The 22,500-nt window shown below is 66.7% G+C and carries 20 protein-coding genes and 1 pseudogene; 15 read left to right on the top strand and 6 right to left on the bottom strand.

Going from position 1 to position 22,500, the window contains the following annotated elements:
* The first annotated feature begins 114 nt into the window (after nt 1–114).
* From ACOQPD_RS00480 to ACOQPD_RS00505, 6 genes are all read left to right on the top strand, one after another.
* Nucleotides 115–1,608, top strand: coding sequence for a putative glycoside hydrolase (locus tag ACOQPD_RS00480; RefSeq protein ID WP_420612953.1), 1,494 nt, complete (start codon nt 115–117; stop codon nt 1,606–1,608).
* Complete coding sequence (locus ACOQPD_RS00485; RefSeq protein WP_420612954.1) at nt 1,605–2,315, top strand: uracil-DNA glycosylase; 711 nt, start codon at nt 1,605–1,607, stop codon at nt 2,313–2,315. Before ACOQPD_RS00480 ends, ACOQPD_RS00485 begins: the two co-directional genes overlap by 4 nt.
* A 118-nt stretch (nt 2,316–2,433) precedes the next feature.
* Entirely contained in the window at nt 2,434–3,699 is a 1,266-nt protein-coding gene (gene sufD, locus ACOQPD_RS00490) for a Fe-S cluster assembly protein SufD (RefSeq protein WP_420612955.1), read from the top strand.
* A complete protein-coding gene (locus ACOQPD_RS00495; RefSeq protein ID WP_420612956.1) occupies nt 3,699–4,019 on the top strand; it encodes a non-heme iron oxygenase ferredoxin subunit in 321 nt (106 codons plus the stop codon). Before sufD ends, ACOQPD_RS00495 begins: the two co-directional genes overlap by 1 nt.
* Nucleotides 4,019–4,825, top strand: coding sequence for a Fe-S cluster assembly ATPase SufC (sufC, locus tag ACOQPD_RS00500; RefSeq protein ID WP_420612957.1), 807 nt, complete (start codon nt 4,019–4,021; stop codon nt 4,823–4,825). The genes ACOQPD_RS00495 and sufC overlap by 1 nt, the downstream gene beginning before the upstream one ends.
* Nucleotides 4,826–4,971: 146 nt before the next feature.
* Nucleotides 4,972–5,472: a hypothetical protein gene (locus ACOQPD_RS00505; protein WP_420612958.1), complete on the top strand. Its 501-nt coding sequence runs from the start codon at nt 4,972–4,974 to the stop codon at nt 5,470–5,472.
* Nucleotides 5,473–5,521: 49 nt separating this feature from the next.
* Here the strand turns inward: ACOQPD_RS00505 and ACOQPD_RS00510 are convergent, their stop codons facing one another.
* Nucleotides 5,522–5,677, bottom strand: coding sequence for a hypothetical protein (locus ACOQPD_RS00510; protein ID WP_420612959.1), 156 nt, complete (start codon nt 5,675–5,677; stop codon nt 5,522–5,524).
* A 346-nt stretch (nt 5,678–6,023) separates the two neighbouring features.
* On the opposite strand from ACOQPD_RS00510, the gene ACOQPD_RS00515 reads away from it, so the two are divergent.
* Together ACOQPD_RS00515 and ACOQPD_RS00520 are read left to right on the top strand one after the other, a co-directional pair.
* A complete protein-coding gene (locus ACOQPD_RS00515; RefSeq protein WP_420612960.1) occupies nt 6,024–8,720 on the top strand; it encodes an HlyD family efflux transporter periplasmic adaptor subunit in 2,697 nt (898 codons plus the stop codon).
* Entirely contained in the window at nt 8,717–9,313 is a 597-nt protein-coding gene (locus ACOQPD_RS00520) for an ABC transporter ATP-binding protein (protein ID WP_420612961.1), read from the top strand. The genes ACOQPD_RS00515 and ACOQPD_RS00520 overlap by 4 nt, the downstream gene beginning before the upstream one ends.
* On the opposite strand, the pseudogene ACOQPD_RS00525 reads toward ACOQPD_RS00520, so the two are convergent.
* Nucleotides 9,272–10,390 (bottom strand): annotated as a pseudogene (locus tag ACOQPD_RS00525) (IS110 family transposase); the annotation flags it as partial. The gene ACOQPD_RS00520 and the pseudogene ACOQPD_RS00525 overlap by 42 nt on opposite strands.
* 158 nt (nt 10,391–10,548) lie before the next feature.
* Nucleotides 10,549–11,769, bottom strand: a complete 1,221-nt coding sequence (locus ACOQPD_RS00530) for an IS110 family transposase (RefSeq protein ID WP_420612962.1) — start codon at nt 11,767–11,769, stop codon at nt 10,549–10,551.
* 256 nt (nt 11,770–12,025) lie between these two features.
* Between ACOQPD_RS00530 and ACOQPD_RS00535 the strand changes: the two genes are divergently transcribed.
* Together ACOQPD_RS00535 and ACOQPD_RS00540 are read left to right on the top strand one after the other, a co-directional pair.
* Entirely contained in the window at nt 12,026–12,301 is a 276-nt protein-coding gene (locus ACOQPD_RS00535; protein WP_420612963.1) for a hypothetical protein, read from the top strand.
* The gene (locus tag ACOQPD_RS00540; protein WP_420612964.1) at nt 12,298–13,554 is read left to right on the top strand and encodes an ABC transporter permease; all 1,257 of its coding nucleotides are present in this window, start codon (nt 12,298–12,300) and stop codon (nt 13,552–13,554) included. Before ACOQPD_RS00535 ends, ACOQPD_RS00540 begins: the two co-directional genes overlap by 4 nt.
* A gap of 178 nt (nt 13,555–13,732) precedes the next feature.
* On the opposite strand, the gene ACOQPD_RS00545 is transcribed toward ACOQPD_RS00540, so the two are convergent.
* From ACOQPD_RS00545 to ACOQPD_RS00555, 3 genes are read right to left on the bottom strand one after another with little or no spacing between them, the layout of a single operon-like run.
* Complete coding sequence (locus ACOQPD_RS00545) at nt 13,733–15,124, bottom strand: sensor histidine kinase (RefSeq protein ID WP_420612965.1); 1,392 nt, start codon at nt 15,122–15,124, stop codon at nt 13,733–13,735.
* A complete protein-coding gene (locus ACOQPD_RS00550; RefSeq protein WP_420612966.1) occupies nt 15,121–15,804 on the bottom strand; it encodes a response regulator transcription factor in 684 nt (227 codons plus the stop codon). Before ACOQPD_RS00550 ends, ACOQPD_RS00545 begins: the two co-directional genes overlap by 4 nt.
* Before the next feature lie 39 nt (nt 15,805–15,843).
* Complete coding sequence (locus ACOQPD_RS00555) at nt 15,844–16,125, bottom strand: 4a-hydroxytetrahydrobiopterin dehydratase (protein ID WP_420612967.1); 282 nt, start codon at nt 16,123–16,125, stop codon at nt 15,844–15,846.
* 279 nt (nt 16,126–16,404) lie between these two features.
* On the opposite strand from ACOQPD_RS00555, the gene recO reads away from it, so the two are divergent.
* The 5 genes from recO to dnaG all read left to right on the top strand — a co-directional run bounded on the left by recO (nt 16,405) and on the right by dnaG (nt 22,488).
* Nucleotides 16,405–17,136 (top strand): DNA repair protein RecO, encoded by a 732-nt coding sequence (gene recO / locus ACOQPD_RS00560; RefSeq protein ID WP_420612968.1) that lies wholly within the window; start codon nt 16,405–16,407, stop codon nt 17,134–17,136.
* A complete protein-coding gene (gene uppS, locus ACOQPD_RS00565) occupies nt 17,133–17,912 on the top strand; it encodes a polyprenyl diphosphate synthase (RefSeq protein WP_420612969.1) in 780 nt (259 codons plus the stop codon). The genes recO and uppS overlap by 4 nt, the downstream gene beginning before the upstream one ends.
* Before the next feature lie 664 nt (nt 17,913–18,576).
* On the top strand, nt 18,577–19,890 hold the full coding sequence (locus ACOQPD_RS00570) for a glycine--tRNA ligase (protein WP_420612970.1): 1,314 nt from the start codon (nt 18,577–18,579) through the stop codon (nt 19,888–19,890).
* Nucleotides 19,891–19,904: 14 nt separating this feature from the next.
* Nucleotides 19,905–20,690 (top strand): YceI family protein, encoded by a 786-nt coding sequence (locus ACOQPD_RS00575; RefSeq protein ID WP_420612971.1) that lies wholly within the window; start codon nt 19,905–19,907, stop codon nt 20,688–20,690.
* 37 nt (nt 20,691–20,727) lie between these two features.
* On the top strand, nt 20,728–22,488 hold the full coding sequence (gene dnaG / locus ACOQPD_RS00580) for a DNA primase (RefSeq protein WP_420612972.1): 1,761 nt from the start codon (nt 20,728–20,730) through the stop codon (nt 22,486–22,488).
* Nucleotides 22,489–22,500: the final 12 nt, after the last annotated feature.

The raw sequence follows: 22,500 nt of genomic DNA on the forward strand, positions 1-22,500 counted from the left end.
GTATCACCCCGGCAACGATTTGGCAATGTGTTCCTTGATTGTGGGGTCCGCTTGAGACGGTTTCAATGCCCTCGAGGGCGCGCGCCGTCTCTCCCGCGCCGCGTGGCGGCGCCAATGCTGCCCATCCTGGGATCGGTGTTCCTGACCGCCTGTCTGGCGCAATCGGTGGTGGTGGTCGGGGAAGCGCCCATCCCGCCGCCCTCCGAGGTGCCGACCGTGTCCATCCTCGTCCAGGATGATGCCGGAGAACCGATCGTAGGGGCGCAGGCCGACACGGAGCACGGTCCTGAGGTCACCGACGGAGGCGGTTTGTTCCGGGTGCGATGGGAAGGCGAGCCCACCTCGGCCACCGTACAAGCCCAAGGTTTCTTCCCGGGCGCGGTGGTGGTGGACTCGTTCCAGGACGAACCCGTGGAACTGGCCTTGAGGCCCGTTGTCCTGCGCGGTGCGGTGGTGGACAGCCAGGGATTCGGGTTGCCGATCGCTTCGGTCACGCTGGGCGAGGCCAACGTCATGACCGATGACCAGGGCGGCTTCGAGATATCCAGGGCCTCACCGGGCACCATCACCGTCGAGCGCCCGGGATGGGTCACGACCGAGTTTGACTGGGACGGAGAGGTGCTGGTCCGCGAGATCGTCCTGGAGCCGTATCTGATCCGGGCTCTACACATCGGACACACCGTGTTCGTGGATCCGGCGCAGTGGTCGGAGTTGCTCACGATCGCCGAGGATACGGTGGTCAACGCACTGGTGATCGATGTGAAGGATGAGTCGGGTCGGGTGCTCTACGACACTGAGGTGAGCCTGGCTCGTGAGATCGGTGCGGTGGATGTCCTGTTCGACATCGACCGGGTCGTGGCCCAGATGGACGTCCGGGGCCTGTACAAGATCGCGCGTCTCGTGACCTTCCAGGACCCCATAGCTGCGCGGGCGGTGGTCGACATGGCAGTATATGACACCGCTACCGGTGCTCCCTTCCGCAAACGCAACCAGTATTTCCTCGATCCCACCGATCCGCAGGCCCGGGAATACGCGCTGCGGCTGGCCGAGGAGGTCTGTAGCGTCGGGTTCGACGAGATCCAGTTCGACTATGTCCGGTTCCCTGACGGCTATCCCGGCACGGCCGTGTTCGACCTGGGTGACTCGGAGGACATCCGCATAGGGACGATCACCAGCTTCCTGGACCAGGCAGCCGATCGTCTCCACCCGCTCGGGTGCCTGGTAGGGGCCGACATCTTCGGGTTCATCACCACCGTGGTCGGGGATGGAGGGATCGGCCAGGAGTTCACAGCGCTCTCCGCCACGGCCGATGTGGTGTCACCCATGGTCTATCCGAGCCATTACTCGACCGGATGGTTCGGCTTCGACACGCCCAACGATCACCCCGGAGAGGTGGTGGCCGGAGCGCTCGACGCAGGTTTGAAGCGCCTCGAGGGCCAGTCCATCATCCGCCCCTGGCTCCAGGACTTCTACTACACGCCGGCGCAGGTGCGGGAGCAGATCGATGCCGCGGAGGCGCGCTCGCTGGGCTGGATGCTGTGGAATGCGGTCAGCGTGTTCAACGTCGAAGCGCTCGACCCGGCGACGGGTCCGGAGTCCGGGCAATGACGCATAACGGGTCCGCCGCCCGGGCGGCGTTCGATCGGCTCCAGGCCGAGTTGGTCGAGTGCCGGCTGTGCGACCGCCTGGTGGCATGGAGGGAGGAGTTGGCGGTGACGAAGCGGGCCGCCTACGCCGACCAGGATTACTGGGCTCGACCGGTGCCGATGCTGGGGGATCCCGAGGCCCGGTTGCTCATTATCGGCCTTGCCCCCGGCGCCCACGGTTCGAACCGGACCGGACAGATGTTCATGGGAGACCGATCCGGCGAATGGCTGTTCCGCACCCTTCACCGCACGGGCTTCGCCAATCGTCCGGTGGCGGACCACCGCGATGACGGCTTCCGCCTGATCGACGCAGCCATCACCGCCATCGTCAGGTGCGTCCCGCCCCGGAACCGGCCCACCGCGGCCGAGCGTGATGCCTGTGCCCCCTGGATCGAGCAGGAGATCGAGCTGTGCCGGCGCGTCGAGGTGGTGGTTGCCCTGGGCGGCATGGCCTTCGATCAGACCCTGCGCATCGGTCGTCGTCGCGGGTGGAAGATCCCGACTCCCAAGCCGCGTTTCTCCCACGGCGTCGAGGTGCATCCCGGCGCCGGGGCTCCGACGATCATCGGCTGCTATCACCCCTCGCAGCAGAACACCTTCACCGGGAGGCTCACCGAGACCATGCTGGACGCGGTGTTCGCCCGAGCGGCTCGCCTGATCGGAGAGTGAGCGCCTTCGAGGATCGCCGGTATTCCATCGGAGCGTCCGCCTTTGGCCGGTGGGTGGCTGACAGATAGCATCGGTTCACCAGTTACCATCCGCCCGCCGGATTCCAGAAGAAGGATCTGTGTCCTTAGCCTCATTCCCAGCAACCATGTCCATTGACGACGAACCCGTCTGGCTGGCCGCCCTGCGCGACCGGGGCCGCCAGGCCCTGGCGTCGGCTGCCGTGCCCGGTCCCAAGGACGAGGACTGGAAGTACGTCGACATCGACTTCGGCCTTGACGACTTCCGTCCCGCCCCCGAACCTTCCGGCGCCCTGGGTGGTGACGAGTACCTCGAAGCGCTGGGGGAGCGGAGCGGCGGTCTGACCATGGTGGACGGCGCCGTGGTGGATGTCGAGGCCGGAGAGATCGAGGTTCACCGGGCGGCTGATGTGCCGGACGGTCGGGTGGCAAGCCTCTACGGATCGATGGCCACCCCGGATGTTGACGTGTTCGCGGCCGCTAACCACGCCATGGCGCCGCCCGGCGCGGTGGTGACGATCCCGGCCCGGAGGGTGGTCTCTGCGCCGGTGGTCGTGGATATCCAGGCAGTCGCCGCGGGGTCGGTCAGCTTCCCGCACCTGACGGTGGTAGCAGGGCCCGATTCGGAAGCTTCGGTGGTGGTCCTCTACCGCTCGGCGCCGGGGGAGGAGCTGCTGGTCAGCCCCATACTGGAGACGCTGGTGGACCGCGGCGCCCGCCTGTCCATCTCGGTGGTGCAGAACCTGTCCGAGCCGGCCCGCATGGTGGCCCATCACCAGTACGTGACGGAGCGGGACTCCACCCTCCGGATCGGGGAGGTGGGTCTCGGAGGGCTGTATGCCCGGCAACGGCTGGGGATCTCCCTGGCCGGGTCGGGGTCGTCAGTCCAGATGGGCGGCATCTACTTCGGCGACGGCGCGCAGGTCCTCGATTACCGCATCCACGTCGCCCACCGGGGTCCCCGTACCACGTCCGATATTTTCCTGAAGGGCGCCGTTGCCGATAACGCCCGCGCCGTCTGGACCGGACTCATGAGGATCGAGAAGGGGGCCGTGGGTACTTCCGCTTTCGAGACCAACCGCAACCTGGTGCTCTCTGACGGAGCGAAGGTCAACTCGGTTCCGAACCTGGAGATACTCACTGACGACCTCCAGTGCGGGCACGGATCCTCCTCGGGGCCGCTGGACGAGCAGCAGCTGTACTACCTGATGAGCCGCGGGCTGCCCCGGAATCCGGCCGAGCGCCTGCTGGTGAGGGGCTTTTTCAACGAGATACTGTCGGGCTTGACCGTGCCGGGGCTGGCCGCGCCATCGCGGAGGGCGGTGGCCGCCAAGTTCGCCGGCGCGCAACAGCGGGCCGCATCCTGATGGTCTGGTTGGATGTAGGCGCCGCGGATGCCTTCCCCCAGGGTGGGTCCAGGGTGGACCTCGACGATCGCACCCTGGCCCTGTTCCGGATCGGGGACGACTTCTACGTGATAGGAGATACCTGCAGCCACGCCATGGCATCCCTTTCCGAGGGTGAGTTGTGGGACTACGACGTCGAATGCCCGCTTCACGGGGCGGAGTTCGACATCCGGACCGGAGTGCCCCAGAGCCTCCCGGCCACCCGGCCGGTAGCCACTTACGAGGTGAGGCTCGAGCAGGGCCGCGTCATGGTGAACGTGGATACGGGGGGAGGCTCCTGATGGCCAGGACGGCGCTCCGGGTACGTGAGCTCCACGCTTCCATCGGTGGTCTCGCCATCCTCAAGGGAGTCGACCTGGAGGTTCCATTCGGCGAGGTGCACGCCATCATGGGTCCCAACGGGTCGGGCAAGTCCACCCTCTGCCACGTCCTGGCGGGAAAACCCGGTTACGAGGTGTCCGGGGCGATGGCCGTGGACGGGGCGTCGATCGTGGACCTCGACGTCCACCAGCGGGCTCAGGCCGGTCTCTTCCAGGCCCTCCAGTATCCGGTGGGGATTCCCGGGCTTGATCTCGGCGTGCTGGTCGAGGAGGCGGCGGTGGCGCTGGGCGCCGGTCCGGAGGAGGCGAGGGAGCGGATCGCCACCCGCGCCCGGCAGCTCGGAATGGAACGGTTCCTGAACCGATCCGTGAACGGAGATCTGTCCGGGGGGGAAAAGAAGCGCTCGGAGGTGTTCCAGCTCGCGGTCCTGGAGCCACGGGTGATGGTGCTGGACGAGATCGACTCCGGGTTGGACATCGACTCGGTACGGGAGGTCGCCGCCGCTGTGGAGGAGATGCGAAGCGACGAAGTGGCCATGCTGATGATCACCCACTACAGCCGCATCCTCAACTACGTCCGGCCCGACCGGGTGCACATCATGATGAACGGCGAGATCGTCGACTCCGGAGGGCCTGAACTCGCGGATGAGTTGGAGGATGGTGGGTATTCGGCGGTGCGATCCCGCCTGGGCATCGCCGCTCCCAAGGCTTCGGGCAGGACAGCCAAGGTGAGCGACTTCTTCACGGACACGCCCTTCGATCTTTAAGGGCATGCTGCAGGTGGCCACCGGCCGCCGGGGCGGAAACTGCGGGCATGCGCAGTTTCTCAGGATGCGTTCAGGTCTTCTTCAGCAAAACCACAGGTTGGGACTCCAGATTCATTCCAGCATGACCGGTGAGGAAGGAGAACGTCATGCGGAGAATGTTCGTAATCGGAGCGGCGGCCCTCGTGTTGGGTTTGGGCGCAGCCGCCTGGGCTCAGACCGGCTCGGAGGAGTCGGCCGGCGAGAACGGTGAGTCCACAGGGAAAGCCTGGGAGCATCCGGTACGAGTGGGACTCGACGGCGTCCTCGCAGACCTGGTAGAGGATGGCACCATTACCCAGATTCAGGCCGATGCCATCATCGCCGCCGTGGAAGAGAGGCGATCGGCGGCCCGCGCCGCCCGCGAGGAGTTCAAGGCACTCCTCGACGCTTTCTGGGACGACGGGGTGCTGACCGCCGACGAGATTGCCCAGCTCCCGAATGCAGACCGGATCACTGCTGCGGACGGTCCGTTCTCCGACGCCCTGTCTGACGGGCAGATCACGAAGGAAGAGATGGAGGAGATCAATGGCCGAGTCCCGGACCGCCGTGGCCACCACGGCCGAGGCCACCACGGCGGCCCGGGGAAGGGCTTCCGCGGGCATCGTTAGGCCGGACACCGGGGAGGTGAAGGCTCCGAGCCTCTCCCGGCCAACCCGTTCACCCTGCCTCCAGGCCCTCCTCCATTCCCTCCGCCGGAGGCAGGGTGAACCCCACCTCAGCGCCGCCATCATCGGAGTTCCCGGCGAACACGGTCACTCCATGGGCGCTGATCAGATGATCGACGATGGCGAACCCCAGACCCGATCCGGGCATCGAGCAAGCCCAAGGCTGTTCACGGGGGCCGTCCGGGCTGGACGACGGATTGAAGGAACCGGGAGGATTTGGTCGGACGGTCGTCAGGTCGAGCACCGCTCCGTACGTGTCCGGCGCCGGAGAGTCCCGGGCGCGCACGAGGGAGAGATTCGGTGTCTGTTGGGAAGAGCTGAGTAAGGAGAGTGCGACATGGCATTGGAACGATGGTGGCAGTGGACTGGGAGACGACCAGCGGCTGCGAGACACGCGGCCACATACGCCATGGAGGAACTACGGGAGGGGTCCGTATGCTGCGCTGTCCGCGTGCGCCGACTACGCGAAGCCGCTCAGCCTGTAGGGGGCGGGCATGAGTGATGTGGACATCGATGCCCTGATCGGCGGGCGTCGGCGACCCAGGCGGGGCTTGCTGTTCCTGGTCGCGGCAGTTCTGGTGGCCGGAGCAGGGGTAGGCGCCTTCCTGGTCCTCCAACCGGAAGAGACCGACGTGACGGCCGAACCGGAGCGCGTGGAGTCTACGACGGGCCAGTTGAGCACCACGGTCGATCTTTCCGGATCGGCGGTGGCCGAACGCAGCACCGACCTTGCCTTCGAAGCTTCCGGCGCCGTCGCATCGGTCGTGGTCGAGAGCGGATCTGCCGTACAGGCCGGCGAGATACTGGCGACCCTGGACGACTCGGACGCGCAGCGGCGCATCGAGACGGCCGAGGTGCAGCTGCGTCTGGCCGAACTCCGCCTCGAGTCCTTGCTGGACACTCCCGCGGGATCCGAGATTGCCGCGGCGAGACAGTCGATCGAGGCTGCGGAGTCGCAGGTGACGGGCGCCGAGATGGCCCTGTCGGGGTTGTCGGAGCCGCCGAGTGTTAGTGAGGTGGCGTCTGGTGAGCAGGCGGTGGCTAGTGCGCTTGCTCAGTTGTCGAGCGCCGAGGAGGCTCTGTCGGGGTTGTCGGAGCCGCCGAGTGTTAGTGAGGTGGCGTCTGGTGAGCAGGCGGTGGCTAGTGCGCTTGCTCAGTTGTCGAGCGCCGAGGAGGCTCTGTCGGGGTTGTCGGAGCCGCCGAGTGTTAGTGAGGTGGCGTCTGGTGAGCAGGCGGTGGCTAGTGCGCTTGCTCAGTTGTCGAGCGCCGAGGAGGCTCTGGCGGCATTGTTCACCGATCCGACCGAAACGGAGATCGCCGCCGCTCGATCTGCGGTGGCCCACGCGGAGGCCCGGCTCTTGAGTGCCGTCAGCGATGCGAACGATTCCTGGGTCGCTTTGGGCGAGGCCTGGGACGAGTACTGCGACGAGTACGGAGCCTTCAACATAGCCGAGGTGACCTGCGCCGGCACCCTGCCTTTGGAGAGTGAGGAGATCCTGGAACCCCTCTCGGACGAGGAGGTGGAGGCCCTTCACGAGACCCTTGAGGGGCGCTCCGCCGGCTACCAGCGTCGCGCCAACGCCCTGATCAACACCAACCTGGCTTATATCCTGGCCGAGGCTGCCAGACAGACAGCTGTGACAGACCTTGCCGCCACGGAGGATCGACTTGCCGATCTGCTCCTACCCGCCTCCGGCGAGGACGTCCGGCAGGCGGAGTTGGCACTGGAAGCCGCCGAAGCGAGCCACTCTGCGGCTGTCGCCCGCCTCGACGAACTCCGGGAGGACCCGACCGCCCAGGACTTCTACCAGGCGGAGCAGGCTGTGGAGGCTGCCCGTGCGAGCCACTCTGCGGCTGTCGCCCGCCTCGACGAACTCCGGGAGGACCCGACCGCCCAGGACTTCTACCAGGCGGAGCAGGCTGTGGAGGCTGCCCGTGCGAGCCACTCTGCGGCTGTCGCCCGCCTCGAGGAGCTCCAGGAGCCGGCCGACGAGAGCGATCATGAGCAGGCTCAAGCCTCCCTGGATGCGGCGCTGGCCGGCCTTGCCACCGCCCGGGCGCGCCACGACGAACTGCTGGCGGGAGCGACCGCCAACGCCATCGCTCAGCAGGAGGAGAGCGTTCGGCTTGCCGAGATCACGCTTGAGGAGGCCCGCGCCGCCCTTGCCGACCTGACCGTGGTGGCCCCCATCGACGGGACCGTCGAGGGTGTCAACGTCCACCCAGGCGACCGCGTGACCCAGAACATTGTCGCTTTCTCACTCAGCACGCCCGACCGGATGCTGATCGACCTGACCGTTACCGAGGCCGACCTGTTCTCGTTGCAGATCGGGCAGGCGGGTGTCGCCTCCTTCGACGGAGTCGAGGGGGTCGAGTACCCGGTGCGGATAGTCTCGATCAGCCGCATGCCGGATACCGCCCAAGGTGTGGTGACCTACGGGGTGGAGGCAAGGATCCTGACCGGTGCGGAGATCACTGAAGTGGCCGGACAACTCGCGGTTCTCGCCGGGCAGGGAGGTGCTCTCGGAGTTGCCGGGGTTTCGGAGTCCGTGGCCGGCATCGGAGGCACCGGCGGGGCAGGAGCACCGGGCTTCGGCGGACGCGGTGAGGGTGGCGCGCTCGCCGGAATCGAGTTGCCGGAAGGCGTGACCATCCAGGATGTGATACAGGTGGTGAGCAGCGGCGAGCCGCTGCCCGAGGGAGTGAGCCTGCCCGAGGACTTCGAAATCCCGCCACAACTGCGGGAGCGGATTGCGGCCGGCGGGCCGGGGGCTCCGGGGCGGCCAGACCAGACCGGGGCGGCGGGCCCCGTTGTCGCCCGCTTGCTGCCGGCGCCCGGGATGAGCGCCACCGTCACCATCCTCACCGAGGTGCGGGAGCAGTCCGTGCTGGTTCCCGTTTCCGCCGTGCGGCAGATCGACGGCGAGTGGTTCGTCACCGTTCCGGCAGGTCCCGCCGATGGCGACGGGGTCGGGTTCGAGCGCGTCATGGTTGGGGTAGGCGAGTCTGACGGGGTGAACGTGGAGATCACGAGCGGTCTCGAGCCGGGAGCGGTGCTGCTGATCGGGGCCGACAGCGCCGGCATCGCCTACAGCGCCACGCAGCAGCAGGAACCGGCGCCCGGGTTCGGTTTCCTCCCCGGAGGTATTCCGGGAGGCTTCGGTGGCGGTCCGGGCAGAAGCGGACAGTGATCCGGCTGCACGAAGTGACCCGCGTCTACGCGACCGGCGGAGTGGACGTGCGGGCGTTGGCCGGTGTGAGCCTCGAAATCGACCGGGGGGAGTTCGTGGCCATCATGGGCCAGTCCGGCTCCGGCAAGAGCACGCTCATGAACATCATCGGCCTGCTGGACCGGCCCACCTCCGGCGAGTACCTCCTAGCCGGGCGCGATGTTGAGCGGTTCTCCGAGGATGCCCGTTCCCGGCTGCGGGGCAATGCCTTCGGGTTCGTCTTCCAGTCCTACAACCTGCTGCCCCGCCTGACAGCCCTCGAGCAGGTCGAGTTGCCGCTGATCTACCAGCGTGCTCCAGACCGCAGGCGACGTGCTGCCGAGGCGCTGGTACGCGTCGGCCTGGCGGATCGCATCATGCACCTTCCGAACGAACTGTCCGGGGGGGGGGGGGGTGTCCCTGTCTTGTTGTCAAGCCGCTTCGGGCAGTTTCTCGGGTTGGCGGGGTTGGTAGGGCGTTTGGGTCTTGAGCATGGCCAGGATGATGTTGCAGCGTCGGCGGGCGACGCAGATGACAGCGGCGTTGTGGTCTTTGCCCTGGGCGCGTTTGCGTAGGTAGTAGGCGCGGGCGTCGGGGTCGTGTCGGGTAGCAACGAACGCGGCGATGAACATGGCGTTCTTGAGTCGGTGGTTTCCGCCTCGTGATCGCCCTGTTCGGTGGCTGCGGCCTGATTGTCGGTCCACGGGGGCTAGCCCGGCGTAGGCGGCTAGCCGGCCGGGGTTGGCGAACCGGTGCGGGTCGCCGATCTCAGCCAGGGTTCGAGCTCCGGTTCTGGGCCCGAACCCGCACATGCTGTTAAGGACTTTTCCCAGCGGATGCTCCAAGAACGCCTGCTCGATGTCAGCTTCGAGGCGTTGTCGGCGGTCGATGATCCGGTCCAGGTCGGCGGCCAAGTCGCCGATTGTCTCGCCCCAGGTTGCCTCGGCTGGCACCGTGACGGTCTGGGAGCTGAGCGCAGCCCAGATCTGGTCGGTGAGTGTGTTGGCGGCGCGCTTGGATCGCTTGGATATCAGCGACCGCACCCGGGCTTTGCCGGCCGTTCGCAGCGCTGCGGGGGTGGGGTATTTCACCAGCGCGGCTCTGAGACCAGGTGTCGACATCAGCCTTTCTCCCACGGCACGCTCCAGAGCCGGGGACACGGCTAATAGGGCGTCTCTCAGGCGGTTTACGGTTCTTGTCGCGTCGGAGGCCAGGTCTGTGTCCCGACCGTTGAGGATCCGCAGACGGGCCAACAGCTCATCGGTGACAGTCGTCCAACTCAGACGATCCGCGTTACGCCAGGCGTAGTCGGCCAGCACCTGGGCGTCCTTGGGGTCGGTCTTGGCCGCACCTGCGTAGAGGTCGGCAGCTCGGCGCATCGCCAGGCCGGTGACATAGGCCACCGGAATCGTCATCTCTGCGGCGACGGTGAGCGCCAGCACAGCCGCCGACGAGGTCATATCAACCACCAACGCCGGGCGGCCGTGGTCCCCAGCGTCGTCGATCATCCGCCGGATCGCTGATTCGTCGTTGGGAACCGCTCGGGCGAACAGCGCCTCACCGCTGGCCGACACCGCACAGGCGTAATGGTTGCCCTTGGCGATGTCTATACCGACGAACACTCCGGGAGCCGGCGTAGGCCTCTCACCCATTCAGTTGGTCCTCTCTAGTCGCAAACTCCTTCGGCAGCTACTCGAGGGCACCAACGCCTCAACCACTTTACGAACCAGCCCCCTGTCGGTGCATGTCCCTGTAAGAGGTCGCAGGCACCCATGTCCGGGGGGGGGGGGGGGGTGTCCCTGTCTTGTTGTCAAGCCGCTTCGGGCAGTTTCTCGGGTTGGCGGGGTTGGTAGGGCGTTTGGGTCTTGAGCATGGCCAGGATGATGTTGCAGCGTCGGCGGGCGACGCAGATGACAGCGGCGTTGTGGTCTTTGCCCTGGGCGCGTTTGCGTAGGTAGTAGGCGCGGGCGTCGGGGTCGTGTCGGGTAGCAACGAACGCGGCGATGAACATGGCGTTCTTGAGTCGGTGGTTTCCGCCTCGTGATCGCCCTGTTCGGTGGCTGCGGCCTGATTGTCGGTCCACGGGGGCTAGCCCGGCGTAGGCGGCTAGCCGGCCGGGGTTGGCGAACCGGTGCGGGTCGCCGATCTCAGCCAGGGTTCGAGCTCCGGTTCTGGGCCCGAACCCGCACATGCTGTTAAGGACTTTTCCCAGCGGATGCTCCAAGAACGCCTGCTCGATGTCAGCTTCGAGGCGTTGTCGGCGGTCGATGATCCGGTCCAGGTCGGCGGCCAAGTCGCCGATTGTCTCGCCCCAGGTTGCCTCGGCTGGCACCGTGACGGTCTGGGAGCTGAGCGCAGCCCAGATCTGGTCGGTGAGTGTGTTGGCGGCGCGCTTGGATCGCTTGGATATCAGCGACCGCACCCGGGCTTTGCCGGCCGTTCGCAGCGCTGCGGGGGTGGGGTATTTCACCAGCGCGGCTCTGAGACCAGGTGTCGACATCAGCCTTTCTCCCACGGCACGCTCCAGAGCCGGGGACACGGCTAATAGGGCGTCTCTCAGGCGGTTTACGGTTCTTGTCGCGTCGGAGGCCAGGTCTGTGTCCCGACCGTTGAGGATCCGCAGACGGGCCAACAGCTCATCGGTGACAGTCGTCCAACTCAGACGATCCGCGTTACGCCAGGCGTAGTCGGCCAGCACCTGGGCGTCCTTGGGGTCGGTCTTGGCCGCACCTGCGTAGAGGTCGGCAGCTCGGCGCATCGCCAGGCCGGTGACATAGGCCACCGGAATCGTCATCTCTGCGGCGACGGTGAGCGCCAGCACAGCCGCCGACGAGGTCATATCAACCACCAACGCCGGGCGGCCGTGGTCCCCAGCGTCGTCGATCATCCGCCGGATCGCTGATTCGTCGTTGGGAACCGCTCGGGCGAACAGCGCCTCACCGCTGGCCGACACCGCACAGGCGTAATGGTTGCCCTTGGCGATGTCTATACCGACGAACACTCCGGGAGCCGGCGTAGGCCTCTCACCCATTCAGTTGGTCCTCTCTAGTCGCAAACTCCTTCGGCAGCTACTCGAGGGCACCAACGCCTCAACCACTTTACGAACCAGCCCCCTGTCGGTGCATGTCCCTGTAAGAGGTCGCAGGCACCCAACCACGGCGGGTGGCAACACCCCCCAGGCCATCTCTCTGACAGGGGGACAAAGCCCTGCCCGCCGCGGCGAGCAACCAGCCCCGATACTCACACATCAGAGCTACTCAACAAGGTAAAGGGGGGAGCAGCAGCGAGTGGCGATCGCCCGATCCCTCGTCGTGAACCCGCTGGTGCTGCTGGGCGACGAGCCGACCGGCGCCCTCGACTCGGCGACGGGTCGGGAACTCATGGAACTCCTCACCGAACTGGTCGAGGATCAGGGGCTGACAGTGGTACTGGTGACGCACGAGGCGGACGTCGCCGCCTACGCCCGGCGCACCATCCGCATGCGCGACGGAGAGATCGTCGGTGACAGCGGGGCGGGCGCGGAGCCATCGGTTCCGTCACCGGCAGGAGCGTCGGCGGGGTGAGCCTTCTGGACGCGTTCCGCATCACCCTGCGAGCCATCCTCGCCAACCGGCTACGGAGTGCGCTGACCTCTCTAGGGGTGGTCATCGGGGTCAGTTCGGTGATCGCGCTGGTGGCGGTGGCCCAGGGTACGCAGCAGGGCGTCACCGATCGGATCCGCGGCCTCGGCACGGGCCTGATCTTCATCGAGTCGAGTGCGGCAGCCACAACTTCCCAGACCGGCAACCCCGCCGGGTCCGCCGAGTCGACGCTGGTCGACGGGGATGCCGCGGCGATCGCCGCCGACGCCATTCCCGGTGTCGTGGCCGTCGCGGCCCGTGCCACGGTGGACACGCAGCTGGTCGCGGGAGCGAACAATGTGGGGGCCACGGTGGTCTCCACGTCCAGTGAGTACGGAGAGGTGCGTGATCTCGACATCCGTTCAGGCTCCTTCATCACACCGCTCCATGACGAGGAAGGTTCGATGGTAGCGGTGCTGGGAGCGCGAACCGCCGAGACGCTGTACCCGGGCGTGGATCCGGTCGGCCAGCAGGTGCGGCTCTCCTTCGCAGGCGGACGTCTCACGCTCGCCTTCGTGGTGGTAGGGGTCCTCGAGGAGCAGGGCGGCGCCGGCGAGGCCAACGACCAGGCCTTCGTCCCGCTGAGGAGCATCGCCAACCGGCTGCGTTTCCTGTACACCCCTGCAGGGGACCTGCGCGTCTCCCAGATCGACGTCAGGGCTGCGGATGGCGTCGACGAGGACCGCGTCAAGCAGGAGATCAGCGAACTGCTGCTCTTCCGCCACGGCACGGCCGAGCCGGACTTCGTGATCCAGAGCCAGGACGATCTGATCAGCGCGGCGACCGAGGTCAGCAACACTCTCTCGATCCTGCTCGGCAGCATCGCCGGTATCTCCCTACTCGTCGGAGGCATCGGTGTGATGAACATCATGCTTGTCTCGGTCACGGAGCGGGCTCGGGAGATAGGCATCCGGCGCGCGGTGGGGGCCACATCGCGTGACATCGTGAAGCAGTTCGTGACCGAGGCGCTGACCTTGAGCCTGTTCGGCGGCCTGGTCGGCGTCGCCATCGGGGCCGGAGTCTCGCTGGCCGTCGACGGCAGGGTGGTCGGTGGCCAGGAGTTGACGGTGCTGATCCAGCCGTGGAGTATTGCCGCGGCACTCCTGGTCGCAGGGGGCGTGGGCCTGGCCAGCGGGAGCTACCCGGCCTACCGCGCCACCACCGTCGATCCCATCGCCGCGCTCCGAAACGAGTAGCCGGGGGGAGGCGTCCGCCGCTTGATCACCATGCGGTGAGTGCGGGGATGCTACGCCGGGTCGCTCACGGACTCACCAGCACCGACAACTTCGCAGCCCGGGGACTCCTCGTAACATGACGCCCGCACCGACCACCAGAACAGCCCAAACCCCACGTTTGCGCGAAGCCCCAACCTGTTCACCCTGCCTCCGGACTCCCCTCTGTTCTCTCCGCCGGAGGCAGGGTGAACCCCACTTCAGCGCCGCCATCATCGGAGTTCCCGGCGAACACGGTACCGCCATGGGCGCTGATCAGATGGTCCACGATCGCCAGCCCCAGACCCGAACCGGGCATCGAGCGGGCCTCCGCGGAGCGGTAGAACCGCCGGAAGACGTTGGGCAGGTCGTCTTCGGGGATCCCGGGTCCATCATCTCGAACGGTGAACGTAGTTCCTTTCACAAGGATCTCGACCCTGCCGTCCGCCCACTTGACGGCGTTGTCAACCAGATTGCCGGCAGCCCGCTCCAGCTGGGTCGGCCGTCCGGCCACCAGCGCGCCCCGGCCGGAGACTGTTACGCGCACATCGCCGAGTTTGCTATATCGGCCGCCGAGTTCTCGGGCCAGCGCCGTCAGGTCGACCGCCTGAACCGGTTCGGTGGCATGGCGCACGTCTGATGTCAGATCGACCAGTTCGGAGGCAAGCCGGGCCAACTGGTCGGACTCCCGCAGAGCCGCCTCGATCAACTCCGTCCGTTCCTCCTCGTTGATCCGGTCGCCGCGACGGCGGATGACTTCCAGGTTGGTCTTCAGGGCCGTCATCGGAGTCCGGAGCTCGTGACCCGCGTCGGATACCAGCCGTTGCTGTTCCCGGCGCGATGCCCGGAGCGAGTCCAGCATCGACTGGAAGGCGGTGGCCAGGCGTCCGATCTCGGCCGGGGCCGAGGTATCGATCTGGTCGACCGCATCGAGATCGTCGGTGGAAGCCACCCGTTGGGCGGCGGCGGCGAGATCGCTGATCGGGCGTACGGCTCTCGAGGCCATTATCCAGCCGGTCAGCGCCACCAGCAGGACGCCGATGGCGCCGATGAGGAGGAGTCTTGCGGTGAGAGCTGCCAGGTTGCCTTGGAGCTGGGACTGGTCGGTAAGGATCTGGAACGCCGCCTCCACTCTCAGGGGACCGTCCCTGACGAAGGCCCGGACCGTGATCATCCTGTACAAGGTGCCGTCGATACGGACATCGCGGATGATCGCCGGACGGTTACCGCTGATCACATCCAGGTCGGCATCGTCAACGGGCGGCGTGACACCCTCAGGTCCTACCTGGAGCAGGACGGTCCCGTCCCGATCGAATACCTGGAGGATGGCGTCGTAGTCGACCACCCGGGGGAGCAGGGCGCCTCGACGCTCCAGGCCCACACGAAACAGGCCCTCGGCCAGCTCGTGGACGCGCGAGGCCCGCTCCCTGAGGTCTTGATCCATTGCGCCCCGCAGCCGCCGCTCAACAGAGAACACGGCAGCCAGCGTGATCAGGCCGATGGCCAGCGCCGCCACCAGCCCGAGTCCTGTGGCCCATCGCAACCGCAGGCTCATGGCTCCCTGGCCACGTAGCCGACTCCCCGCACGGTGTGTATGAGGCGAGGTTCCCCCCCGGCCTCGAGCTTGCGCCGCACGTAGCCGACGTGGACCTCCAGAGGGTTCGAGGAGGTTTCGAAGGTGTAGCCCCAGATGCGACCCATGATCACGTCACGGGACAGCACGATCCTGCTGTTAACCAGTAGGAGTTCCAGCAGGTCGAACTCGGTCTTGGTCAGTTGGATCTCTCGGTCCGCTCGGTGGACCTGCCGGGTGGAGGGATTGAGAGTGAGATCTGCGAGCTGGAGGGTATGGTCGCTGTCGGTGGCCCCGCTCCGGCGGAGCAGAGCCCTGATCCTGGCCAGCAACTCGTCCAGGGCGAACGGTTTGACCATGTAGTCGTCGGCGCCGGCATCCAAGCCCTCCACGCGGTTCGAGATGTCATGGCGGGCGGTGAGCATCAGGATGGGGGTTCTGTCGCCGAGGGCCCGGAGATGCCGGGCTACTCCCAGTCCGTCCAGGCGAGGCATCATGACGTCGAGAATGATGGCGTCGGCGGGCTGGATGGACAGCTGTTCGAGGCCGGCCATGCCGTCTTCGGCGGTAGTCACCTCGTACCCCTCCATCCGGAGGGCTCGGCGCAGGGACCGGCGTATTTCCTGATCGTCCTCGACTACTAGAAGCCTGCCACTGCCCACGAGTTCAGGTTATACGCGCTGGGTTGGTAGAGGTTCGTGTCAGGTAGCCAGCCGGTCGATCCGGGCGGCCAGTTCGGTGTCCTTGCGGGTGAGGCCGCCCTCGTCGTGAGTGGTCACGGAAACGGTGACCCGCCGGTAGCGGAGGTCGATGTCGGGATGATGGAAGGCTCGCTCGGCTACCACTCCCACCGAAGCCACGAAGCCGACGGCCGAGGCGAAGTCGGCGAGGACGTAGGTCTTGGAGATCGTCCCATCCCGCACCTCCCAGCCCGGATGGGAATCGAGGAAGGTCCGTATCTCGGATCCGTCCAGAAGTGCCATCAACCCACCATAACCGTGATTCTTCATATGCACGGTCGGGCAACCCGACATAGCCGGATCGGAAACAGGAGCCACGGACACCCGCCTTCGTCCTGAGGGCGAAGCCTCTGTGGTGAACATCCGATCCTCCGGAGAGCCACATTGAACGAAGTCCGAGTCTTTCAATACACGTTAGGGGAATGGCCGTCCAGGCATGAGGCGCCTCGGTTGACCGCACGTCCGGGCGCGGGCCGGTTACCCTCGCCAGGGCACTCGCTTGGCTGCGATCCGGGGAGAGGAATGTCGATCCGCCACGATCAGGGAATCGTCCTGCGCGGCTACCCGTTCGGGGAGGCGGACCGCGTCGTGGTAATCGTCAGCCCCAATCATGGCCAGGTGCGAGCCGTTGCAAAGGGTGTCCGGAGGACCAGGAGCCGGTTCGGGGGCCGGCTCGAACCCCTCACCCACGTCGATCTGGTGCTGTACCAGGGGCGCAACCTGGCCACGGTGACCCAGGTGTCGGTGATCGAGGCCTTTCCCAGGATACGCCAGGACCTCGACGCGGTGATGGTGGCCGGCACCATGGCGGAGGCGGTCGGCAAGGTGGTGGTCGAGGAGGAGCCCTCACACCGGATTTTCCTGCTCCTCCTCAGGGGGTTGCGCGCCCTTGAGGACGGCGCCGGCGGTATGGACCTGATGGCATCCTTTCTGCTCAAGCTGTCGGACGCCATCGGCCAGGCCCCGGCCCTCGAACATTGCGCGGCCTGCGGCGCGGAGGACCGCCTCGGCAGGTTCAGCATGGCGGGCGGGGGTCTGATCTGTGAACGCTGCGACACCGGAGGAACCATCCGGTTGAGGGACGGTCTGACCGAGCACCTCGCCCGGCTGTCAGCAGCCGATCTATCCGGCTTCACGAGTCCCGACAGCAAACTGGCCACCGATGCGGCGGGGCTCGCACGTAGGTTCGTGGAGTACCACATCGAGTCCGGGCTGGTCGGCCTCGCCTTCGGCATCCGCCGGGGATCCCGGTGAGGGACGGATCGGCGGCGGGCCCGGCCGCCCTCGACCTGAGCAGGCTGGACCGGCGCCGACTCCCCGCCCATGTCGGCCTGATCATGGACGGGAACGGACGTTGGGCCGTGGCCCGCAACCTGCCCCGCACCGGCGGGCACGCAGCCGGCGAGACCGTGCTGTTCGAATGCGTGGAAGGGGCGCTGGAGATCGGCCTTCGCTGGCTGTCCGCCTACACGTTCTCTACGGAGAACTGGACCCGCCACCCCGAAGAGGTCTCGTTCCTCATGTGGTTCAACGAGGACATACTGTTGCGCCGGCTGGACTCCCTGGCGGACATGGGGGTGCGGATCTGCTTCGCCGGCGATCTGGCGGATCCGCGCATCCCGGATCGCAACCGGGAACTGATGCAGGATGCGGAGCAACGCACCACCTCCAACCGCCGGCTGAGCCTCGTGCTGGCCTTCAACTACGGGGGACGGGCCGAGATCGCCCGCGCCGTCCGGGCGCTGGCCATCGAAGTAGCGGAAGGAGAGCGGGAACCCGGCGAGATCACCGAGGACGACATCGCCAGGCGCCTGTACGTTCCCCGGATGCCCGATCCGGACCTGATCGTCCGCACTTCCGGCGAGATGCGGATATCCAACTTCCTGCTGTGGGGCAGCGCCTATTCCGAGCTGGTCTTCACAGAGACGCTGTGGCCGGAATTCGGCGCCCAGCATCTTGTGGATGCCGTGGTCGAGTACCAGCGCCGCCGGAGACGTTTCGGCGGCGCCGTCCCCAACCGGTCTACCTAGTGTGCCGAATCCGGGGTTCGTGTTCGGGACCGTGAGACCCTGGCGGAACAAGACCATCCGGCCTCCTACCAATACTGCGCTGCTCCTCCCACTCATGAGACCGGTGATCGCGGTGATCGGCTCATCGGTCGGTGTGAAGGACTCGAAAGTGTCACAGGCCCGCTATACGTTGCGTACCGCCAAGCACCTACACCAGCCGCAGCGTCTCACCGATCGGAGCGGTCTGGCCGCGGGGAACATTCTCAGGCTTCTAAAAGGGGCGAACTCGCCGTAACCCGGTCCCAACCCGGGTATGGCCGAACACACCCCAAGCCAAGGACAGGTGGTGGTGGGGGAGGGCCCGGTGTGGAGCACCGGTTTTCGCGAGTTCTCGAACTTTGGGCAGAGGACACCGGATACGGTGCCCTGATCCTCAGGAACAGGGCACCACCAGCGGCGCTGTGATCCTCAGGAACAGGGCACCCTATATGGCATCCTATGCCTCAGGTTCGTCCGATTCCCGGGGAAAGTGCCGGTTAAGGGTCCTGTAGACCCGGCTGCGTACGCGTAGGTGCCGGGTTGCAGGTGCGTCTCGCTATCGGGCGTCCTCGTGGCTGCCGGGTATCCGGTCAGGGCCGGGTACCATCGTTCCGATCCCCGTACCTTCTCCCGGTTGAGGTTCCTGATGGCCGCTCCCAGTTTCGATACGATCGTGAACCTGGCCGGGAAACGCGGCTTCGTCTTCCGCGCATCGGAGATCTACGGCGGCCTCCGGTCGGCCTACGACTACGGACCTCTCGGCGTGGCCCTGCTTCGCAACGTGAAGTCGGCGTGGTGGCGGTCGATGGTCCAGCTTCGTGACGACGTGGTAGGACTCGACTCCGCGATCATCCAGTCGCCCCGGGTCTGGGAAGCCTCAGGGCATGTGGGCCAGTTCAACGACCCTCTCGTGGAGTGTGTCTCCTGCCACGCCCGGCACCGGTTCGACCGCCTGGAAAGCCCGGACCGGTGCCCCACCTGCGGCATACGCGACTCCTTCACGGATGCTCGCGACTTCAACCTGATGTTCAGGACTCACATGGGCCCGGTCGCCTCCGACTCCAACCTCGTCTACCTGCGTCCCGAGACCGCTCAGGGCATCTTCACCAACTTCGAGAACGTGCGGCGGGTGTCCCGGCTCAAGGTTCCCTTCGGGATCGCTCAGCTCGGCAAGTCGTTCCGCAACGAGATCACTCCGGGACAGTTCGTCTTCCGGACCCGGGAGTTCGAGCAGATGGAGATGGAGTTCTTCACCCATCCTGATCAGGCCGACGACTGGTTCCGGTACTGGGTGGAGGAGAGGCACCAGTGGTACTTGGACCTGGGCATGAACCCCGGCAACATCAGGCTGCGCCGTCACGAAGAGGACGAGCTGGCCCACTATGCGGTCGCCACCTACGACGTCGACTACAGGTTCCCGTGGGGATGGGACGAACTGGAGGGCATCGCCAACCGGACCGACTTCGACCTGCGCAGGCATTCCGAGGTCTCGGGGAAGGATCTGCGCTACTTCGACCAGGCGGCCGGCGAGCGCTTCTTCCCGTACGTGATCGAGCCGGCGGCAGGAGCGACCCGGGCGGCCTTCGCCTTCCTGATCGACGCCTACCACGAGGATACGGTCCGTGATGCGCCCCGCACGGTGCTGAGGCTGGACGCCCGCCTCGCTCCGATCAAGGTGGCGGTGTTGCCCCTCTCGAAGAAGCCCGACCTGGTCGAGGTGACGGGTAGGGTGGCCGACGCCCTCTGTCCCCGCTGGGACATCGAGGTGGACATCACGCAGGCGATCGGAAGGCGCTACCGGCGCCAGGACGAGATCGGGACGCCCTACTGCGTGACGGTCGACTTCGACACCCTGGATGACGAGGCGGTCACGGTCCGGGACCGGGACACGATGGCACAGGATCGGGTCGGGATCGGGCAGCTGCGCGCTTACCTGGGCGAGCGCCTCGGCGACGGTTAGGGAATGTAGGGCGGATGGTCAGACGGATAGTTCTCGCCCTGGCGGCGCTCGCGGTGATCGTTCTGGGTGCCGTCGCGTACGTGTGGTTCTCCGGCGGAAGTGGCGAGCCCAGCACCGAGGTGACCGCTCCCCCTATCACTTCCCCCTCTACGACCGCCGCCCCCTCCACGACCGCCGCGACGGCGACCACGGCGACCACAGCGGCCACCGCAGGTGTCGAGGCCACCGAACCGGCCGGCGAGGCGGAAGCATCGGCCGTCCTCTACCAGCTCGACAAGGCGGAGTCCTCGGTCAGCTTCGAGATCGACGAGATCCTCAACGGCAATCCGTTCCGGGTGGTAGGGGTCACCACCGAGGTGGCGGGGGAGGTCCTGATCGACTTCGACGATCCGTCCGTCTCGCAGCTGGGTACGGTCGTGATCAACGTCCGTACCCTGGCCACAGACTCCGGTTTCCGGGACAGGGCCATCCGGGGGCCCATCCTCGGATCGTCCCGCGACGAGAACGAGTTCGCCACCTTCGAGCCGGTGGACATCGAGGGCTTGCCCGACCTCGTGACGATGGGTGAGCCGGTGCCGCTCCGGATCACAGGCACGTTCAGCCTGAGCGGCGTGTCCCGACCGGTGACCTTCGACGCCGCAGTGACGGTCGTGTCCGGGGAGAGGGTGGAGGTGACCGGAACCGCCACGGTGCTGAGATCCGACTTCGGCCTGAACATCCCGGACGTCCCCAGCGTGAGCGGGGTGGCGGACGAGATCCTGCTGGTGATCGATCTGGTGGCCGTCGCGACGGGGGTCTGAGCCCCGGGCGCCGGCTCGCAGACGTACACTCGACGGTATGGCAGCCGATCGCGACGACCTGGAGCGTGTCCGCCAAGCGGTCAACCTGGTCGAACTTTTTGAGGGAGTGACCACCGTCCGAAAGGTCCGGGGCAGTTTCAAGGCCCTGTGCCCGTTCCACACTGAGAAGACCCCCTCGCTGTCGATCGACCCGGCCCGCGGTCTCTACCATTGCTTCGGCTGCGGTGTCGGTGGAGATGTCTTTACGTTCGTTCAGGAGACCCAGGGGCTGTCGTTCGTAGAGGCGTTGGAGATGCTGGCCGAGCGGTCCGGCGTGGTCATCCGGCGCGATCCCCGGGCGGCGCAGCGCCGGGAACGGCGGTCCCGGCTGATCGAGGCGGTGGCCGAGGCCGGTCGCTACTACCGGGACCGTCTCAAGTCGGCCGACGATGCCGGACATGCCCGGTCCTACGTGCGGGGCCGCAAGTACGGGGTCGACGTGGTGGACCGGTTCGAGCTCGGCTACGCGCCCGACCGGCCCGACGCCCTGATCTCCCACCTGCGCGGCCTCGGTTACAAGGACACGGACATCCTTAGGGCCGGCCTGGCGAGAAGGGTGGGAAGCGGACGGCTGATGGACCAGATGAGGGGCCGGCTGATGTTCCCCATCCACAACGTGCGGGGCGACATGGTCGGCTTCGGGGGTCGCCTCCTCCGGGGCGAAGGACCCAAGTACCTGAACACGCCGGAAACCCCGCTGTACAAGAAGAGCGAGCTCCTGTACGGCCTGGACAAGGCCCGGTCCGCGATCAGCCGGGAGGAGCTGGGGGTGGTGGTCGAGGGATATACGGACGTGATCGCCTTCCATCTGGCCGATCTTCCCCTGGCGGTGGCGACCTGCGGGACCGCACTCGGCGAAGCCCATTTCGACCTGCTCCGCCGCTTCTCCAGCCGCATCGTGCTGGCGTTCGACGCCGACGCAGCGGGCGCCGGCGCCGCCGTACGCGGCGACGAGCTCAGCATCACCTCCGACCTGGGCCTGGATCTGCGCGTGGCGGTCATGCCGGAGGGCCGCGACCCGGCCGATCTGGTGTTCGACGACAAGGGGGATCTGCTCAGGGAAGCGGTCGACGGATCGGCGCCGATCACGGAGTTCCGGATCAACCGGCTGCTGGAGCAGCACAACCTGGGGGAGAGGGAGGCGCGCACCCGGGCGATGAGGGAGGCGGCGGAACTGATCGCCCGCCATCCTGACGCGGCCGCACGCTACCAGCATGCCCTCTACGTGGCCGGGCGTACCCACATGAGCATCGACCTCGTCCAGGCGGAGATCGAGCGGAACGCCACAACCGGCAGGCGAAGCCGGTCTCCTGCCGGTCGCCGAGCGGATGCGCAACCGGTCCCGACCCGGCCCGTCGCCTCCGGCCGGATGGACCGGTCGGAACGGGATCTGCTTCGCCACCTCATGGGGGGGACCGCGGAGCACGACCGGGTCCGGCCGGAGCTGTTCGAGCACGATCAGGCCGTCAGCCTGGCTCGCTGGCTGCTCGCCGAGGGAAGACACCTGGACAAGGGAATTCCGGTTCCGCTGGACGGCCTCAAGGACCAGGCCATGGCGGCGATGGCCCGCCGGCTGGCTGTCATGGCTACCCCGCTGCTTCCATTTGAAGACGTCATGTCACATCTCGAAGCACGGGCAGTGGGGCACCGTAAGGACGAGATTCTGGTGATACTGGAGGGGATCGATCAGAAAAAAGACCCGGAGGCCTATACCCAAGCCCTTGCAGAACTGATAGCGTTACAGGAGAAGGGACACTGAGGCGGCATAAGG

The organism is Candidatus Spongiisocius sp. (genome assembly GCF_965221825.1).
Lineage (GTDB): Bacteria > Actinomycetota > Acidimicrobiia > Spongiisociales > Spongiisociaceae > Spongiisocius.

Excerpts from the sequence above, each read along its gene's own strand:
- ACOQPD_RS00480 (WP_420612953.1), top strand. The coding sequence starts at position 115 with ATGCTGCCCATCCTGGGATCGGTGTTCCTGACCGCCTGTCTGGCGCAA.
- ACOQPD_RS00485 (WP_420612954.1), top strand. The coding sequence starts at position 1,605 with ATGACGCATAACGGGTCCGCCGCCCGGGCGGCGTTCGATCGGCTCCAG.
- ACOQPD_RS00495 (WP_420612956.1), top strand. The coding sequence starts at position 3,699 with ATGGTCTGGTTGGATGTAGGCGCCGCGGATGCCTTCCCCCAGGGTGGG.
- sufC (WP_420612957.1), top strand. The coding sequence starts at position 4,019 with ATGGCCAGGACGGCGCTCCGGGTACGTGAGCTCCACGCTTCCATCGGT.
- ACOQPD_RS00505 (WP_420612958.1), top strand. The coding sequence starts at position 4,972 with ATGCGGAGAATGTTCGTAATCGGAGCGGCGGCCCTCGTGTTGGGTTTG.
- ACOQPD_RS00510 (WP_420612959.1), bottom strand. The coding sequence starts at position 5,677 with ATGCCCGGATCGGGTCTGGGGTTCGCCATCGTCGATCATCTGATCAGC.
- ACOQPD_RS00515 (WP_420612960.1), top strand. The coding sequence starts at position 6,024 with ATGAGTGATGTGGACATCGATGCCCTGATCGGCGGGCGTCGGCGACCC.
- ACOQPD_RS00530 (WP_420612962.1), bottom strand. The coding sequence starts at position 11,769 with ATGGGTGAGAGGCCTACGCCGGCTCCCGGAGTGTTCGTCGGTATAGAC.
- ACOQPD_RS00545 (WP_420612965.1), bottom strand. The coding sequence starts at position 15,124 with ATGAGCCTGCGGTTGCGATGGGCCACAGGACTCGGGCTGGTGGCGGCG.
- ACOQPD_RS00555 (WP_420612967.1), bottom strand. The coding sequence starts at position 16,125 with ATGGCACTTCTGGACGGATCCGAGATACGGACCTTCCTCGATTCCCAT.
- recO (WP_420612968.1), top strand. The coding sequence starts at position 16,405 with ATGTCGATCCGCCACGATCAGGGAATCGTCCTGCGCGGCTACCCGTTC.
- ACOQPD_RS00570 (WP_420612970.1), top strand. The coding sequence starts at position 18,577 with ATGGCCGCTCCCAGTTTCGATACGATCGTGAACCTGGCCGGGAAACGC.
- ACOQPD_RS00575 (WP_420612971.1), top strand. The coding sequence starts at position 19,905 with ATGGTCAGACGGATAGTTCTCGCCCTGGCGGCGCTCGCGGTGATCGTT.
- dnaG (WP_420612972.1), top strand. The coding sequence starts at position 20,728 with ATGGCAGCCGATCGCGACGACCTGGAGCGTGTCCGCCAAGCGGTCAAC.